Annotated in this window: 12 protein-coding genes, 1 tRNA gene and 1 rRNA gene; 8 read left to right on the forward strand and 6 right to left on the reverse strand. The window is 59.7% G+C overall.

Annotated elements, in window-relative coordinates:
* The first annotated feature begins 60 nt into the window (after positions 1 to 60).
* From rrf to AACS24_RS10345, 4 genes are all read left to right on the forward strand, one after another.
* Positions 61 to 175 (forward strand): 5S ribosomal RNA (rrf, locus tag AACS24_RS10330).
* 98 nt (positions 176 to 273) lie between these two features.
* Positions 274 to 350, forward strand: a tRNA-Asp gene (locus tag AACS24_RS10335).
* A 317-nt stretch (positions 351 to 667) separates the two neighbouring features.
* Positions 668 to 985, forward strand: coding sequence for a PTS system regulator TmaR (tmaR, locus tag AACS24_RS10340; protein ID WP_033115541.1), 318 nt, complete (start codon positions 668 to 670; stop codon positions 983 to 985).
* 209 nt (positions 986 to 1194) lie between these two features.
* Positions 1195 to 4278, forward strand: coding sequence for a transglycosylase domain-containing protein (locus AACS24_RS10345; RefSeq protein WP_108573569.1), 3084 nt, complete (start codon positions 1195 to 1197; stop codon positions 4276 to 4278).
* 83 nt (positions 4279 to 4361) lie between these two features.
* On the opposite strand, the gene yidA is transcribed toward AACS24_RS10345, so the two are convergent.
* The 4 genes from yidA to AACS24_RS10365 form a co-directional block, all read right to left on the reverse strand.
* Positions 4362 to 5171 carry a sugar-phosphatase gene (gene yidA, locus AACS24_RS10350; protein ID WP_108573571.1) on the reverse strand — a complete coding sequence of 270 codons (810 nt, stop codon included), beginning with the start codon at positions 5169 to 5171 and terminating at the stop codon, positions 4362 to 4364.
* Between the two features lie 114 nt (positions 5172 to 5285).
* Positions 5286 to 6953 carry a DUF342 domain-containing protein gene (locus AACS24_RS10355; RefSeq protein ID WP_339373337.1) on the reverse strand — a complete coding sequence of 556 codons (1668 nt, stop codon included), beginning with the start codon at positions 6951 to 6953 and terminating at the stop codon, positions 5286 to 5288.
* A 257-nt stretch (positions 6954 to 7210) separates the two neighbouring features.
* Entirely contained in the window at positions 7211 to 8374 is a 1164-nt protein-coding gene (locus tag AACS24_RS10360) for a competence/damage-inducible protein A (protein WP_108573575.1), read from the reverse strand.
* A 54-nt stretch (positions 8375 to 8428) separates the two neighbouring features.
* Complete coding sequence (locus tag AACS24_RS10365) at positions 8429 to 9673, reverse strand: HD-GYP domain-containing protein (RefSeq protein WP_181364367.1); 1245 nt, start codon at positions 9671 to 9673, stop codon at positions 8429 to 8431.
* 144 nt (positions 9674 to 9817) lie between these two features.
* On the opposite strand from AACS24_RS10365, the gene metA reads away from it, so the two are divergent.
* Positions 9818 to 10765 carry a homoserine O-acetyltransferase MetA gene (gene metA / locus AACS24_RS10370; protein ID WP_041209306.1) on the forward strand — a complete coding sequence of 316 codons (948 nt, stop codon included), beginning with the start codon at positions 9818 to 9820 and terminating at the stop codon, positions 10763 to 10765.
* Between the two features lies 1 nt (position 10766).
* Here metA and AACS24_RS10375 read toward each other — a convergent pair whose 3' ends face one another.
* Complete coding sequence (locus tag AACS24_RS10375) at positions 10767 to 11285, reverse strand: phosphatase domain-containing putative toxin (RefSeq protein ID WP_108573579.1); 519 nt, start codon at positions 11283 to 11285, stop codon at positions 10767 to 10769.
* 142 nt (positions 11286 to 11427) lie between these two features.
* On the opposite strand from AACS24_RS10375, the gene AACS24_RS10380 reads away from it, so the two are divergent.
* Positions 11428 to 11898, forward strand: coding sequence for an Lrp/AsnC family transcriptional regulator (locus AACS24_RS10380; RefSeq protein WP_033115549.1), 471 nt, complete (start codon positions 11428 to 11430; stop codon positions 11896 to 11898).
* Between the two features lie 37 nt (positions 11899 to 11935).
* Here the strand turns inward: AACS24_RS10380 and AACS24_RS10385 are convergent, their stop codons facing one another.
* A complete protein-coding gene (locus AACS24_RS10385; protein ID WP_108573581.1) occupies positions 11936 to 13930 on the reverse strand; it encodes an LTA synthase family protein in 1995 nt (664 codons plus the stop codon).
* A gap of 258 nt (positions 13931 to 14188) precedes the next feature.
* On the opposite strand from AACS24_RS10385, the gene AACS24_RS10390 reads away from it, so the two are divergent.
* The gene (locus AACS24_RS10390; protein ID WP_033115550.1) at positions 14189 to 14446 is read left to right on the forward strand and encodes a DUF2442 domain-containing protein; all 258 of its coding nucleotides are present in this window, start codon (positions 14189 to 14191) and stop codon (positions 14444 to 14446) included.
* Between the two features lie 246 nt (positions 14447 to 14692).
* Complete coding sequence (locus tag AACS24_RS10395; protein WP_108573583.1) at positions 14693 to 16660, forward strand: TonB-dependent copper receptor; 1968 nt, start codon at positions 14693 to 14695, stop codon at positions 16658 to 16660.
* The last annotated feature ends 207 nt before the right edge of the window (positions 16661 to 16867 follow it).

Genomic DNA, 16867 nt, shown 5'->3' on the forward strand with positions numbered 1-16867 from the left:
TTCGAGCCTTGTAACGAATACGAAACTACTTATGTCAGCTTTCTCAGATTGAAGATTTTGCCTGGCGGCAATAGCGCCGTGGAACCACCTGATCCCATGCCGAACTCAGAAGTGAAACGCGGTAGCGCCGATGGTAGTGTGGCATTCGCCATGCGAGAGTAGGACACTGCCAGGCACCTAATTAAACAACGACGTACACATCACGACGTTGGCCGAGAGGATGACACCTCAGAGTAAGCGGCAGACAATTTAGCAAAATGCTAACCAGACAGCGGAGCGGTAGTTCAGTCGGTTAGAATACCGGCCTGTCACGCCGGGGGTCGCGGGTTCGAGTCCCGTCCGCTCCGCCACTAAATAGAAGGCCTTCCCGATAGGGAAGGCCTTTTTGCTATGGGAAATTTTCACGTTGGCCACAGCCTTGCACGCCAGAATAGACACCAAAGCCCGGTCACTAGACCGGGCTTTTCTGTCTGTAAATTCACCCAGCTTGTTTATTTTTACTGGTCTGCTTTTGGCTTGCTGTGCTCGATTGGGGTTGTATCTCGCTTATAACTCGGTAGAGTAAGGGCATCTTGAGTTTGCCTGTCCCGCGCCGAGTTTGCCGAGTTTGCCGGGTTTCAGGTGTAACTTGGCCAGTTTTTATCAACCTTAAGCTAGTGGTATCGATATGGAACAAGTAAACAAGTCCACCTTCAGCGATGTACTGGAATATGTGCGTATGTCCCGTCGCCAGAACAAACTCAAGCGTGAAATTGCGGATAACGAGAAGAAGATCCGTGACAACCAGAAGCGTGTACTGCTGCTCGATAACCTGAGCGACTATATCAAGCCGGGTATGAGCATTGATGAAGTGCAGGCCATCATCGCCAACATGCGTACTGACTATGAGGAGCGCGTGGATGACCACATCATCAAGAATGCTGAGCTCTCCAAAGAACGTAAAGAGTTGAGCACCAAGCTGAAGAGCATGAGTTCCCACAAGTAATGCTTCGCTTACCTTGTTAAACAACACCGGCCATTGGCCGGTGTTTTGTTATGAGCTCTGATCTCTGACACTCCTGCAACAATCGGCTCCCCTTTTTAGAGTTGCCCTGTTACCATCAATGCAAAGCGGTCAATAGTTTCAAGCCATTGACTTGAAACGACTAAGCTTGATTGAAACACAATAAATTGCGCAACCATGGTGGGGCTTTTATGGGCGCATCAGAACAGACGGATTTGACACAAGTGGCATCTCAAGATTCATCTGTCCAGAGCACGGACGGGAACCCCAAGCGCAAGCGTCGTTCCTGGTGGCGCTGGCTGTTTTGTTTCCTCTTCCTCGCGTGTCTTGGGGCTGTGATCGCTCTGGTTGGCTACGAGATGAAAACCTCGAAGCTGCAATCTCGGGAGATCTCGCGCTATGCCGCCAAGCTTACCTATCAGGTTGAGCCCGGTCAGAGCAAGCAGATCGCTTTCCCTGAAGATGGGCCGTTCGACAAGCGACTTGGCTACGTACAACTGCCAATGATGCAGGAGCGGCTGCTGCAGCGGGGCTATCAGGTCAGCAAGCAGGTGCATTTCTCCGATGCGCTCTACGACTACGCCAAGCGTGGCTTCTTTGTCCCCTATACCGAGAAGGTTCAGGCTGGGCTGTCGCTCTATGATTGCCGCGCCGAGCCTTTCTACCAGTTCCGGTATCCGACCCATCACTATCCGGATTTTGCCTCGATCCCGCCGCTCATCATCCAGTCGCTGCTTTTTATCGAGAACCGTGACCTGCTGAGCAATGAGGAGCCGTTGGCCAACCCGGCTGTGGATTGGCCCCGCTTTGCCAAAGCGGCAGTTTCTCAGGTAGGCAAAGCGCTGGATATGCAGGATCAATCCGCTGGCGGCAGTACGCTGGCGACCCAGGTGGAGAAGTATCGTCACTCACCTGACGGTTTGACCATGTCCCCCACCGAGAAGATCCGCCAGATGGCATCTGCCAGCGTGCGAGCTTATCGCCTTGGGCCAGAGACGCTGGAGGCGCGCAAACTGGTGGCATGGGCTTATCTCAACTCGGTGCCCCTCTCTGCAGCTCCTGGCTACGGCGAGGTGCATGGGTTGGGTGATGGCCTCTGGGTCTGGTTTGGTGCCAATGTCGAGGATGTGAACCGTCTGCTGGATCCGGCTCGCAACCAGAATGCCTCGCTGGCAGAGCAGGGGCTTGCGTTGCGTCAGGTAGTTTCTCTGATGATCGCCCACCGTCGTCCCTCCTACTATCTGGCTCAGGGACGGAGCTCACTGGCGACGCTGACTGACAGCTATCTGCGCCTGTTTGTGCAGGAGGGGATGATTACGCCTCCGCTGATGGAAGCAGCCCTCAAGGCCAAGGTGACTTTCCGCGACTTTTTGCAATCTCCGGCGGTGACCAAGGTCAATAACAGCAAGGGGTTGCAGGTGGCGCGTACCCGTCTTAGCCGACAGCTCGGGGTGCAACTGTACGATCTCGACCGGATGGATCTGACCGCTGAGACCAGCCTCAATATGCCGTTGCAGAACGAGATTTCTCACTATCTGCAGCAGCTCGCCGACCCCACTTTTGCGGCACAGGTTGGTCTGTTTGGTGAGCGCCTGCTTTCGCCAGAGAAGACCGGTGATGTGCGCTATAGCTTCACCCTGTTCGAGAAGTCGCCGGAAGGGTTCAAGGTGCGGGTTCAGACCGACAACACCGATCAGCCGTTCGACATCAACGAAGGTTCCAAGCTGGAGCTGGGCTCCACTGCCAAGCTGCGGGTACTGACCACGTATCTGGAGATAGTGGCGGAACTGCATGACAGCTATGCCGACATGCCGGCTGCGAGTCTGCGCAAACTGGCTGATGCGTCTCAGGATAACCTCAGCCGTTGGGCCATCTCCTATCTGATGACTGCGAAGGACAAGAGCCTGCCCCTGATGCTGGAGGCCGCGCTGGATCGCCAATACTCCGCGAGCCCCAGCGAAGGCTTCTTTACCGGTGGCGGTATGCACACCTTCAACAACTTCCGCAAAGAGGATAACGGCCGCATCCCGGCGATTCGCGATGCGCTGCGCGAGTCCATCAACCTGCCGTTTGTCCGCCTGCTGCGCGACATCGTGCGTTACAGCCTCTACAAGGAGGGGAACCGCGCACAGCTGCTCAAGGACGACAAGGATCCCCGTCGTCAGGAGTATCTGGCCAAGTTTGCCGACAAGGAGGGTCAAACCTATCTGCTGCGCTTCTGGCGCAAGTACCACGGCAAGAGCGCCGATGAGCAGCTCGATACCTTCCTGGATGGGTTGAAGCCGAGTGCTGTGCGTCTGGCGGCGGTTCACCGCTATCTGATGCCCGATGCCGACTTGGCAACTTTCTCCGCCTTCCTTGCCAAGCGACTACCGAATGAGAGGCTGAGTGCAAAACGGGTGGAGCAGCTCTATGTCAGTTACGGCCCTGGCAAGTATTCACTGCCGGATCAGGGCTACATCGCGCGGGTGCACCCGCTGGAGCTGTGGCTGCTCTCCTACCTCAAGGAGTTTGACAAGGCGACCTTTGCCGAGGCGGTTGCGGCAAGCCGTGACGAGCGCCAGGAGGTTTACAGCTGGCTGTTCAAGACCCGTCACCGCAGTGCTCGTGACAGCCGTATCCGCACCATGCTGGAGGTTGAGGCCTTCCTCGATATCCATCAGCGCTGGGCGCGGCTCGGCTATCCGTTCGACCATCTGGTGCCATCGCTGGCGACCGCGTTGGGCAGCTCGGGCGATCGTCCGGCAGCCTTGGCCGAGTTGATGGGGATTATCCAGAACGGCGGTATCCGGGTACCGACGCTGCGCATCGAACATCTCTCGTTTGCCAGAGGAACACCCTTCGAGACCGAGTTCGATCCGACCCATACCGAAGGGACGCGCGTCTTGCCGGCCGAAGTCGCGACAGCGCTGCGCAATGCACTCTCCAAGGTTGTCGAAGGGGGGACGGCGAAGCGGATTGCCGGCGCCTTTACCATGCCGGATGGCACCGTGCTGGCAATGGGCGGCAAGACGGGGACCGGTGACAACCGGATCGAAACGGTCGGGCGCTATGGCAATGTGACCAGCTCGCAGGCTCGCAACCGTACCGCGACTTTCGTCTTCTATCTGGGGGATGATCACTTCGGCACGCTGACGGCTTATGTGCCGGGCAGTCAATCGGACAAGTTCCGGTTCACCTCCGCGTTGCCGGTGCAGGTGCTCAAGGGGATGGCGCCGCTGCTGATCCCCTATCTGCAACCGGGTTCCCATACCCAGTGTCTGGCCACTCAGTGAGTGGCTGACAGAGATAAAAACGGGGAGGCTGTGAAGCCTCCCCGTTTTATTTTCTTATTGAATACAGCGTTCTCGCTGACTCGTCAGGCGTTCAGGATGAACTGTTCAATCACCTGAGCCACGCCATCTTCATCGTTGCGAGCCGTTGTGTGCTGGGCCAGCGTCTTGATTTCGTCGGTGGCATTGCCCATGGCGACCCCCAGTCCTGCGTATTCGATCATGTGGTGGTCATTGCCGGCATCCCCGACGCAGATCACCTGCTCGGCGGTCAGACCAAGGTGATCGGCCAGCGCGGCGACGCCGGTCCCCTTGTTGCTCTGCTTGTTCATGAATTCGAGGAAGAAGGGGGCACTCTGCACCACGGTATAGCGCTCATAGAGCTCTGCTGGCAGGCGCTCGATGGCGCGGGCGAGCTGGGGGGGCTCGTCGATCATCATCACCTTCATGATCTGCTCGTCGGCCGGCAGGGTAGCAAAATCGATCAGATTGATGGGCATGCCGATAAGACGGGATTCATGCTCGGTGTAACGGCTGACGCGCGGGCTGATAAGCCCTTTGGTGACGGAGAAACCGTGTACGTTCACCTCCAGCTCGTCGGCCAGTTTGGCGACGGAGCTGGCATCGCTGCCGGTCAGCAGCTGGCTGCGGATGATGCGCTGATCGGCAACCTGCTGTACCAAGGCGCCGTTGTAGCAGATGACATAGTCATGCTCCCCGGTGAGGCCGAGTTCGACCAGATAACGACTCATCCCCTCCAGCGGCCGGCCAGAGGCCAGTACCACGGTGACACCTTTGGCACGAGCAGCCGTGATGGCGGCGTGGGTGCGGGGAGTAATCTGGCCTTGCGGGTTGAGCAGGGTGCCATCCATATCCAATGCGATCAGCTTGTACATCATTCACTACCTGAGTCTGGGCGGCCCACCCAATGGGGCCTGGGAAGTGGCGAGTGTAGCGAAAATCGGCGGCCGGATCACGGTTGCTACTGATATGAATAGGGTCAGCTTGACCTATTTATGCGCCTCATAGGGGATCATCTGAAGTTGATCTTCCCGGATGCAGAAATGGATGGGGCCGTGTTCGATATCGACCCGGTTGTGGTGATGGGCCATCTCTACCTCGACACCGGGGAAGAGATGCTGGGTGGCGATGATGTCCATCTCTGCCATCAGCTTTTGCAGCTCTTCGTGGTTGGCGGCCAGCTGCTCTTCCAGCTGGCGGAGCTCCTGCTGATGGCGCTCGCGGATTGGTTTGAGTTTGCGCAGGGTATCGGGATTGCGTTTTTCAGTGGGGAGTTGCACCAGCCGCATTACCAGCTCCTTGATCTTGTCGAGCTGCTCCTGACAGAGCTGTTGCTGCTGTTTGAGCTGATGCTCCTGCTCCTTGTGGGTAAAGTAGCCGCCGAGGATTTGCAGCTTGGTATGGTTGCCGGCCGATGCACCCAGCACGGGGGAGATGATGAGCCGGTTGGCGATGGCGAGCCCTCCCAGCAGGTTCCCTTTGCGCATCCCGCCGTCACCCACCTTGATGTCCTGACCGCTGCGGCTGTAGCAGTGGCTGAGCTGGGTCTGGATCTGGATATCGCCGCCGGCCTCCAGCTGGGCATACTGGGCATAGCTGGCGTGGATTTCCCCTTGCGCATTGAGTTGGCAGAGGTACTCGCCCTGTTCATTGCGCCGACCTATGATGCCGTGGCGTACCGTGATGGTGCCCCCCGCTTCAATCCAGCCCCCTTCGATAAAGCCACCGATGACGATGTCACCGCTGACCGAGATCTTCATGCCCGGATTGACATCATCATTGACGATGAGTCCCCCCTCGAAGGTGATGTGACCGTGCCGGGCATCCACCCTCTTCACGCTCAGCACTTCATCCACCTTCATTCCCGCCTTCTCCTGACAGGGGAGCCCGGCGCGGCTCGCAATCAGCAGGTCCGGGTCATCGGGCGAGAAGAAGGTGCCCTCTCCAGCGTTCATCGGGCTGTCTTTGCCATGCTTGGCGGGGAGCTCCTGACCGGTCACGGTAAAGCCGGGGACGCCCTGAGTTGCCGGGTGACGGCGCATCAGCTGGGCGCCCGCCTTGACGGTGACGATGGAGCCGAGGTCCCTCAGGTCGACCCGGCCATGATCCAGCTCCTGCGGTTTGAGAATACGTTCAGCCGGGGTCTCTACCAGCCGCTCGTAGCGGGTGTCCTGACCGTTGACGGCGGCCTGGCCGCGGGCGATGACCAGTTTCAGCATGCTGCCGGGGGCCGCTTCCTTGGCGGAAAGGATGGCGGTAGCAAGCAGGGCCTCGCTGACCCCCTGCTTCACCTCGCTGATGGAGATCGCCTCTTGCAACTGTTCGAGGGTCAGATACTTGCCACCCCAGTCGGCGGTGATCTGGGCACTGGCACTCATCCGGTCTTTCTCGACCAGAATAAGCACCTTGGCATCGTGCCGCTTGGCGATGGGGATGGGAGTCGTTGGAACAGAGGTGGCAGGGTTGCCTTGCAGCATGTTGAGCAGGGCTACCGACTGCTTGATCCCTTCCGTCAGAGGTTGATAGCGGCGGCAGTTGGAGGCGAGCAGCAAGGTCTGCACATCCTGTTCGGTGACAGGTTTGGTGAGACCCGGCGCGATGCGCAGGCAGACCTGATCCATGTCACTTGATAGCAGCAGCCACTCTTTGCTTAACACCGGCTCTCCTTGCTGGGTGGGAGAGGGAAGTGCCCCTCTACTGTCATTAAATCTCTCAATGATGGATAAAGCGAATCACTGAGCCGAAGAGTGTGCAGTATTTGGATATTTCTGCTGGAAGGTCAATGGATTGAGTGCAAATGGGTGACGGGATCGTAAGAAATGACAGTGCTGATTGGAGATGACCCGGCCCAAGGCCGGATCATGGAAATGCGCCTGTGCGGTACAGAAGATTCAGGATTGGTTTTCAGGGTTGGTCAGTCGCCGAGCTGGGCCGTTCTGGTCAGGGTGAGGTAATCGGCCAGTACCGGCAATCCCAGCAGATGGCGGCGCAGCATGTCGAGGCCGGCAAAGGCGAGGATCTTGCGGCGGCTCTCGGGGTCCGGATGGTTCACCTTGAGGGTTTGGCCGAATAGTTGGCCGTCGGTGCAGAGCAGCAGGGGCACGCCTTCAGGGTCCGCTTGACCTATGGTCAGGTTAATTCCCTTGGGACTGCCCGTCAGCTGGCTAAGCTCGCAGCTCAAGGTGCTGCTAAAGCTGGCCTCCAGCGCCTCGTGTTCATGGCACATGGCCAGCAAGGCCCCCCGGCTCTCACATTCATACAGAGCGAGTGGTTTCTCTTCCAGCAGAGCGAGGATCTGCTGCGCCGGTTCGATATCCCCTCTGCCGACCAGCCAGGGCTGGATCGTGTCGAGTAGCCGTGCTTCGGCTGCATCCATGTCTGCCGTGCTGGCACCATGACCGATGAGCTTCAGCTCGATGAGCGGCATGGCGGATCGGTAACCGAGTTCGATCCCGGTAGGCCAGGGGGCCGCATCCAGCATATCGCTGAGGGCTGACTCGGAGACGCCGAAAGTGTAGAAACGGCGCAGCTCGGTGTCGGTCTGGGCGCCAGCCAGCACCTTGAGGCGCGGCAAGATCTGTTCGCGCACCATCTGTTTGAATTCGAAGGGGACGCCCGGGGTGAAGAAGAGCTGGCTTAGACCCTGATGGCCAGTGTGCGTCACCACAAAGCCGCAGGCAGTACCGACCGGGTTGTCGAGGATCTCGCAATCCTGCGGCAGCCAGGCCTGTTTGGCATTGCTGGTTGGCATGGGGCGGCCCCGGCTGGCGTAGCGTGCTTCGATGGTGGCGAGCCAGTCCGGAAACAGGGTGAGCGGCTGGCCGAAAGCCTCGGCCGCAGCCTGTGCGGTGAGATCGTCGGCAGTGGGGCCGAGTCCGCCACACACCAGCACCACCTCGGCGCGGCTAGCGCTCTCTTGCAGCACGCTTTTCAGGTCGGCGAGGTTGTCCCCCACCGTCAGGCGGCGGCGCACCTGCCAGCCCTGTTCCAGCAGCAGGGCGCTGAGCCAGGCGGCATTGGTATCCACCACCAGTCCCGTCACTATCTCGTCTCCGGTGCTGATGATCTCGATACGCATGGCGGGTTCCTTGTGCTGAAACGGGGAAAAGAGATGGCTACTGGCCTGCGGGGATCAGGGCTTGTTGTGCTCGAAGTAGTAGCTGATCCGGGTACGCGGGTTGAGGTACTCAAACACCGCAGGTGGCAACCGCTTGGGATGGATCACCTTGGCGATGGAGAGTTCGGCTTGCTGCAGGTCGATAATGGCCGCTTCCTGACGCGGGATGCGCGGATCGTAGACCAGTACCGAGGGGTAGAGCAGGCGGGAGGCGTTGACTGACATCACCAGCCCGACCTGACCGTTGGAGAGCTGCACCACGCTGCCGGGCGGGTAGATCCCCATCAGCCGGATCAGCATGCTGAGGTACTCCGGATTGAACTGGGCCTTGCGCTGCTTGTAGAGACCGCTCAGGGCCGAGTAGGGCACCTTGGCCTGCATGTGGCAGAGGTTATCGTATTCGTTGATGAGGGAGACCATCTGGGTCAGCGGATCGAGCTGCCCCTTCTTGAGCCCCTCCGGCCCGCTGCCATCCAGATATTCGTGGTGGTGCAGCACTATACCCTTGGCCTCGGCCGGAAAATCCTTGGCCAGATTGAGCAGATCCAGCCCGTAGCGCGGGTGCTGGGCCATCAGGTTTTGCTCCGGCTTGGTGAGCGGCTCGGTCTTGCGCAGGATCTGGCTCGGGATCTTCAATTTACCGATATCGTGGAACAGTGCCCCCATGCCGACTTGGCGGATCTCGTCGGCCGTCATGCAGCACTCCTTGGCGAGCAGCATGCTGAGCACGCTCACATTGAGGGAGTGGAAGTAGAGGTTGTTGCCATCCTCGCCGTCAGAGACCAGATGGAGCACCATCTCGTCAACCGAGAGCAGCTGCTCGGTCATGGCGTTGACCAGCTCCTGCGCCTCGCCGATGGCATTGAGGGGGCGAGACTGGATCTTGCTCATCACGCTGCGCACCTGCGCCAGCGACTGCTGGAACTGCTTTTCGCACAGCTGCAAATTGCGGCGATAGAGCTGCAACTGCTCGATGCGGCGATCCTTCTCCTGCTGCATCTGGGCCTGACGCTGGGCTGCATCGGCGTTTTCCGATGGCTGGGTGACGGCATGTGCCTGCTCGAGAGGCTTGGGCGGTACATCGCTCTTGTCGGGAATGATGGTCACCAGTTTGAGGCCCAGGCGCCGGATCAGTTCGATCTCTTCCTCATTCTTGATTTTGAAGCTGGAAAACAGGAACGGGTGTTCGCGCCACCCCAGTGGCAGGGATACATAGTTGCCGACTTGCAGTCGATCTACGGAAATCTTGATACCGGTCATTATCTTGGATGCAGGGGAGATACTGAGCCGTATGCTAGTCAAAGGCGAGGGTGAATACAAAAGGTATCTGATGACAGGGTGAGCGCTTTATTATAGGCTTCTGGATGTCCAGACATATTTACCGATGCAGTACAGGGAGTAAGCATGCCGATCAAGATCCCGGACCAGTTACCCGCCGCCGAAGTGCTGGGGCAGGAGAACATCTTCGTGATGACGGAATCACGGGCCGTCACCCAGAACATCCGCCCGCTGCGGGTGTTGATCCTCAATTTGATGCCCAAGAAGATTGAGACCGAGATCCAGCTGATGCGGATGCTCTCCAACTCGCCGCTGCAGGTGGATGTGGATCTGCTGCGCATCGACGATCGGGAGTCGAAGAACACGCCGCAGGCGCATCTGGAGAACTTCTATCACGACTTCGAGCAGGTGCGTGGCAACAACTATGACGGCATGATCATCACCGGGGCGCCGCTCGGGCTGGTGGAGTTCGAGGAGGTGGTTTACTGGCCGCGCATCGTCGAGATCATCGAGTGGTCCCATCAGCATGTGACCTCCACCCTGTTCCTCTGCTGGGCAGTGCAGGCGGCGCTGAAAGCCCTGTATGGCATGGAGAAGCAGACCCGGGGCGAGAAGCTTTCCGGCGTCTACCACCACCACCGTCTCGACGAGCACGAGCCGTTGCTGCGCGGTTTTGATGACGAGTTTGTCGCGCCTCACTCCCGCTATGCGGCGTTCGACGGCGACCTGATCCGCGCTCACACCGATCTGCAGATTTTCGCGGAGTCAGCAGAGGCGGGGGTCTATCTGGCGGCCACCAAGGATTGTCGTCAGGTGTTCGTCACCGGTCACCCGGAATACGATGCGCTGACCCTGGATGGCGAATACCAGCGGGATCTGGCGGCCGGGCTCGACCCCATCATCCCGGTCAACTACTACCCGAACAACGACCCGAGCCAGACCCCGCGCGCCAGCTGGCGCAGCCACGGCCATCTGCTGTTCTCCAACTGGCTCAACTACTACGTCTATCAGCTCACCAGCTACCGGGTGGAGGATATCGGCAAGGTCTTTACCTACGACCAGAGCGGCAAGTAGTTCAGGCGTCGTTCTCCAGTCGATCGGCCTGCTGCTGCAGCCAGTGGCGGTGGGTATCCAGAGTGAATGCCTTGGGTCTGTGCGCCTTGACGGTGGCCATCGCCTCGTCAAGGGGCCGGCCAAGGGAGATCAGCAGAAGGGCGGCCAGCAGTCCGGTGCGACCGCTTCCCCCCTTGCAGTGGATGACCAGATGTTTGCCATCGCGCAGCATCTCGGTCAGCCGGGGCAGAAGTTGCAGCCAGCTCTGCTCGAAACGGGAGTCGGGGGCCTGATCATCTTCGATGGGAAGGTGGAACCAGCGCATTCCCTCCCGTTCGACCTGCACACCAAGGTGGGCGAGGTCGAAGCGGGTCAGTTCGGCTTCAGTCATCAGGGTGATGACGGCGTGGGCACCGGCCAGTCGCAGCTGGTCGAGGGCGAGGGTCAGCGGCACCTGCTGGGTGCCTGGACAGGGGGTCAGTAGAAGCTGACCATCGACGCGGGGAAGCTCCAGGCTCCAGAAGGGATGAAACGGGTGCATGGCGGATCCTCGTATGGTGGCCGGTTTACCGAGCCCAGCGAATGGCGCCAAGCATAGGCAGGGCGGGGGGGATGTCAATGGCGTTGTGTTTGGCCCGGTTTACGGGCAGAGTCTAAAAAATTGAGCGGTTAGAGGAGTGAAGATGAGAAATCTGGATCAACTGGATTTGGATATCCTGGCCCATCTGTTTCGGGATGCAGGTATGACCAACAAGGATCTGGCCGCGCTGGTGGGGGTTGCTCCCTCCACCTGTCTGGAACGGGTACGCAAGCTGCAACAGGACGGGGTGCTCAAAGGGGCGCACTGCGAGGTCGATTATCAGGCCCTCGGTGGTCACATTCAGGCCATGGTATCCCTGCAACTGGCCCGTCACAGCCGCCAGATCATCGACGATTTTCGCGATGCCATTCTGGTGTTGCCCGAGGTGATCAGCCTGTTCCACATGGGGGGCAAGGATGATTTCCTGGTGCACCTCTGCGTGGCCGATACCGAGCACCTGCGCAACTTCGTTTTCGATCACTTCACCTCCCGCGAAGAGGTGGTGCACCTCGAGACTTCGCTGGTGTTCGAGCACAGGTTCAGCCGCTCGCTGCCCTGTTTCCCCCAGCCATAACGCCAGTGTGAAAAAACCGCCTTTCGGCGGTTTTTTTCTATCGGGTGGCGCTGGTTGATGGCGCCTGTTCGGCAGCGGCGGTTCGCTCATCTTTAGCCGTCCGGTAAAGCCCCTTCTGATAGGCCAGGCTGCCCCAGAGCGCCAGCCCCAGCGTCGCCTCTTTCATGGCGGCTGGTTGTGCCACCGGCGTCAGTGTTTCGGTGGCGTCGTCATAACGATACCCCTCCGCCGGACGTTCCGGTTGCAGGATCACCACATCCTGGCCGCGCATCAGGGCAAAGTTCTTGTCGTACTGCATGATGGCGCGCCCCGGCCAGTCGGCGGGCATGCGGGTGAGATCCTTGCCGAGCATCGGATAGTCGGCACTGATCCCCATCAGGGAGAGCAGGGTCGGTGCCATGTCGATCTGGCTGACGATGCGCGGATCTTTCTTCGGCGCTATGCCGTCGCCCACGATAACCCCCGGAATATGGAAGCGGGGAATGGGCACCAGACTGGCGCCACTGACCCGGCTGTCGTGGTCGGCGATGACCAAGAACAGGGTGTCTTTCCAGTACTCCGAATTTCTCGCCTTTTTGAAGAACTCGCCGATGGCGTAATCCGCATACTTGGCCGCGTTGTTGCGAGTCTGCTTGGGCTGCTCATAGAGGGCGATGCGATTGTCGGGAAATTCGAACGGATCGTGGTTGCTGGAGCTGAACACCAGACTGAAGAAGGGCTTGCCCTGTTTATGCAGCGCCTTGAAGGTCTCGTCGGCCATGGCCATCAGATCCTCATCAGAGGCGCCCCAAGAGCCTTTGAACACCGGATTGTCGAAATCCTTCTGCTCGACGATGGTGGTGAAGCCGTTGCCGAGGAAGAAGCTGCGCATGTTGTCGAAGTGGCTCTCGCCGCCGTAGATAAAGCTGGTGTCGTAGCCCCTTTGTTTGAGCAGATCGGCGATGGTGAAGAAGTTGGTCTGGCTCTTGCCTAGTTTGACCACGGCCTGCGCCGGGGTCGGCGTGAAGCCGGTCAGCACTGCCTCGATGCCGCGCACCGAGCGGGTGCCGGTGGCGTAGAGCTGCTCGAAGGCCCAGCCCTGCTGCGACAGGGCATCGATGTTGGGGGTGAGCGGCAGGCCGCCGAGGGAGCCGACAAACTGGGCGCCCAGGCTCTCCTGCAGCAGGATCACCAGATTCTTCGGTTTACCCTGGAAGCTCGCCTCGTTGAAGGTCTGGCTGGGCAGCAGATCGGAGTTGAAGTCACTGGCCGGACGACCACTCTCCTTGCGCATGACCTCGAACACCTTCTGCTCGGTCATCTCGCCGTAAAACTGGCCGGCATCCTCCTCGGCGCCCATCTGTTTGATGGCAAAGAAGAGAGAGTAGGCGGAGTTGACTGTGAGCGAGTTGACCAGCGGATCCTCGGCAAAGGCGACCATGGCCGGGTTCAGGGCGCGGTGGCCCAGGCTGGAGCGGGCACCGAGAAAACCTATGGCCAGAATGAGCAGGGCGAAGGCGGGCCGCCAGTACCAGCGCGGGAAGCTGAGATCGCGCAGCAGACGGCCACTCAGCCACCAGCCTCCGGTCAGCACGGCGCCACTGAAGACCACCGCCAGCAGCAGCTCGGCTTTGCGGCCCGCCCACAGCATGGAGAGCACCTCCTTCGGATAGATGAGGTACTCCACATAGAGGCGATTGGGACGCACGCCATATTCGGTGACAAACGAGGGGGTGGAGATCTCGAGGAAGAGCATCAGCCAGAGCCCGACGGTCAGCCAGACGCGCATCAGCTGCATCCAGCCCCGACCGATGGCGTGAGGCCCGGCCAGCAGCAGGGTAAACATGGCCGGGACACCCCAGAGCCAGCAGAGAGTGGCAAAATCGACCCGGATCCCTTGCAGCAGCATCTCCTGCCAGCCGGCGACGGCATCGACCCGTTCCAGTTGCCAAATCCCCAGCGTAATACGGCTGAGGGTCAGAGAGCCAAGGGCAAGCGCACAGAAGACGGCAAAAGGCCAGAACGGGCCTAGCCGCTGTTTCAGAGTTGTCATGGTTGTTCCTGATTGAGCCTGTAAGCATCTGTCCACAGATGCTTTTTTGTTTTGTTGGGAGATATGACAAGGAGATGGGGAGAAGGTTGCGAGCCGCTCGCGATAAAAGAGATAAATTGCGTGCTGCTTATGCAAAAGTGTGACATCAGACAGGTATGGCACACAGCATAACCTGCTGCCGGAAGTGTGAGCCGGCACGCGAATAGCGCCATGACGGCTATTTATAATTGCCGCGAATTATCTGGGTGGAGCCGAAGGATGCCGGTCTTTATCGATGTCGACTATTTGCAGGGATGGCGCCTGTTTCTGGTGTTGTCGGATGGCACAACTGGCGTGCTGGATCTGACCCCGTGGCGAGGTCAGCCGCTGTTTGCTGCGCTGGAGACGGAACGTCATTGCGCCCGGGTCTTCATCAACCGCCACCACCAGCTGGAGTGGCCTGTTGGCTGCACGCTATCCGCCCATGAGGTCTATCACCTCATCATGCCGATGGATGAGCGGGAAGCCTTCCGCTAATCCCTGCTTTTTGTGAGCCAACGCCAGATTCCCGTCACTGGAATGTTTGGGCGTTTGCCTTCCTGAATCAAATTGGGTAAAAACGGCGCAACATTTTGCCAACCTGGCTTTGTTTCGTCTGAACAAGGCCTGCCGCACTCATGCAGCAGGCCTTTTTTGCGACCAGAGCTCAAACCTTTCCCTTGCTGAAAGGTTTGGTCGGCAAGATGAAAAAAAACATAACAAACAAATACATAAGGAAAATGTATGGCTTGTCATATGCGCACACCCCTTGCCCTGCTGGTGGGTGGGTTGGCCTGTCACGGCGCCGCCGGGCAGGAGCAGATTCAGCAACCGGAAACCATGGTGGTTGTGGCGAGTCGCCCTGCCAGCACCCTAGAGGTGACGCTTGATCCCAAGAAGCCCGGCTCCCCCATGCCGGCAGCCGATGGCGCCGGTTATCTCAAAAACGTCACCGGCATGAGCATGGTGCGCAAGGGCGGTCTGGGCGGTGACCCTGTGCTGCGGGGGATGGGGATGTCCCGCCTCAACGTGCAGATGGATGGCGGCATGCTGGCCGGCGGCTGTGGTGGTCGCATGGACCCGCCCACCGCTTATGTGTTCCCCCAATCCTTTGACCGGATCAGAGTGCTCAAGGGGCCGCAATCCCTCGAGCAGGGGGCGACCCTGGCGGGAACCGTGCTGTTCGAGCGGGATCGGCCCGAATTTATGGCGCCGGGCTTCAAGAGCGATGCCTCGGCCCTCTTTGGCAGCTTCGGCCGCGATGATCAGATGGTCGACATGACGGCAGGCTCGACCGATGGTTATCTGCGCGGTCAGTTCACCCACTCTGACAGCGATGATTACCGCGATGGCCATGGCAACAAGGTGCGATCCTTCTATCGCCGCGAGAACGGCACCGCCCAGTTGGGCTGGACGCCGGGGGAGCACACCTGGCTGGAACTCACCGCCGAGCGCAGCAATGCCCGCGCCGCCTATGCGGACCGCACCATGGATGGCCCCATGTTTGACCGCGAATCCTTCGGGTTCAAGCTCAAGCAGGAGGAGATCACCACTCACTGGCAGCGCAGCGAGCTGACCCTGTGGGACAACTACATCGACCACATCATGGACAACTTCAGTCTGCGGCCAAACAGCGGCATGAAGATGCTCTCCAACCCCGATCGCCGCAACACCGGCGGGCGCTGGGCCAACGACATCGCCTTGCCAGCCGACTGGTTGCTGACCGCCGGGCTCGACAGCAACCGGGATCAGCACCGTAGCCGGAGCGGCGTCGACTATGCCACCAAGGATCGCCAGCGCACCCTGCGTTTCGAGCAGCAGGGCGGTTTTGCCGAGCTGGGGCGCCAGCAGGGGGCCCACAGCTACAAGGGGGGTTATCGTCAGGATCGGGTCGAGACAACCCGTTATGGTGCGGGTGATCAGACCCTCTACAGCGAGACCGAGTACCTCGACAGCGGTTTTGGTCGCTACGAGTACCAGTGGTCACCCCGCTGGTCCAGTTATCTGGCGTGGGGGCAGGCGGAGCGAGCGCCGGATTACTGGGAGCGCAGCAAGGACAGCACCCCGTTCACCCTCAACCCGGAGCGCAGCCGTCAGTGGGATGCTGGTTTGGTCCTGCGCAGTCGCGAGCTGGACCTGACCCTCTCCCTCTTTAGCGCCAACATCAAGGATTACCTGCTCTACAACAGCAAGTCGAACCAGGTGCGCAACATCGATGCCCAGACCCGGGGCGGCGAGCTGGAGGGGCGCTGGCAGTTTGCCGAGCAGTGGCGTCTCGATGGTGGTCTGGCGGTGGTCTACGGCGAAAACCAGAGCGACAACAAACCGCTGGCCCAGATGCCGCCCCTCGATGGCAAGCTGGCGCTGGGCTGGCAGCCGGACGAAGCGCTGAGCTTCACCCTGCTGGGGCGCGCCGTGGCGGCGCAGGATCGGGTAGATCTCTGGTCCGGTACCGTTGCGGGTCAGGATCAGGGGGAGACTCCGGGCTTCTTCACCATGAACCTGAGCGGCGCCTGGCAGTTTGCCAAGGGGTGGCAGCTCTCGGCCGGGGTCGACAACCTGTTCGACACCTTCTACTACGAGCACCTCTCCAAGTCGGTGCACAGCAGTCAGGCCGGGTTGGGCTATGAGCAGAGCGGTCGCATTCCCGAGCCGGGTCGTGCCTACTGGATCTCGGCCAACTACCGCTTTGCCTCCGACGGCGTGCTCTGAGCAAGACGAGCGGGTAACGTTTTCAGTCACAGACCCCTCTGCGAGCGCTCGCTATCATGGCGAAAAGCAGGTGCATTCAGACACTTGTGCTCACAGCGGGAACATAACAATGAAACAGGGAACGTTGCGTTATGGCGGCCTCATTGGGGCCGCCCTGTTACTCGCCGCCTGCGGCGGCAGTGGACGTTCTGGCGGGGGGAGTACGCC

Source organism: Aeromonas sp. HMWF016 (genome assembly GCF_963878195.1).
In the GTDB taxonomy this organism is placed as follows: Bacteria; Pseudomonadota; Gammaproteobacteria; order Enterobacterales; family Aeromonadaceae; genus Aeromonas; species Aeromonas lacus.

Coding starts and splice junctions, on each gene's coding strand:
- tmaR (WP_033115541.1), top strand. CDS start 668: ATGGAACAAGTAAACAAGTCCACCTTCAGCGATGTACTGGAATATGTG.
- AACS24_RS10345 (WP_108573569.1), top strand. CDS start 1,195: ATGGGCGCATCAGAACAGACGGATTTGACACAAGTGGCATCTCAAGAT.
- yidA (WP_108573571.1), bottom strand. CDS start 5,171: ATGTACAAGCTGATCGCATTGGATATGGATGGCACCCTGCTCAACCCG.
- AACS24_RS10360 (WP_108573575.1), bottom strand. CDS start 8,374: ATGCGTATCGAGATCATCAGCACCGGAGACGAGATAGTGACGGGACTG.
- AACS24_RS10365 (WP_181364367.1), bottom strand. CDS start 9,673: ATGACCGGTATCAAGATTTCCGTAGATCGACTGCAAGTCGGCAACTAT.
- metA (WP_041209306.1), top strand. CDS start 9,818: ATGCCGATCAAGATCCCGGACCAGTTACCCGCCGCCGAAGTGCTGGGG.
- AACS24_RS10375 (WP_108573579.1), bottom strand. CDS start 11,285: ATGCACCCGTTTCATCCCTTCTGGAGCCTGGAGCTTCCCCGCGTCGAT.
- AACS24_RS10380 (WP_033115549.1), top strand. CDS start 11,428: ATGAGAAATCTGGATCAACTGGATTTGGATATCCTGGCCCATCTGTTT.
- AACS24_RS10385 (WP_108573581.1), bottom strand. CDS start 13,930: ATGACAACTCTGAAACAGCGGCTAGGCCCGTTCTGGCCTTTTGCCGTC.
- AACS24_RS10390 (WP_033115550.1), top strand. CDS start 14,189: ATGCCGGTCTTTATCGATGTCGACTATTTGCAGGGATGGCGCCTGTTT.
- AACS24_RS10395 (WP_108573583.1), top strand. CDS start 14,693: ATGGCTTGTCATATGCGCACACCCCTTGCCCTGCTGGTGGGTGGGTTG.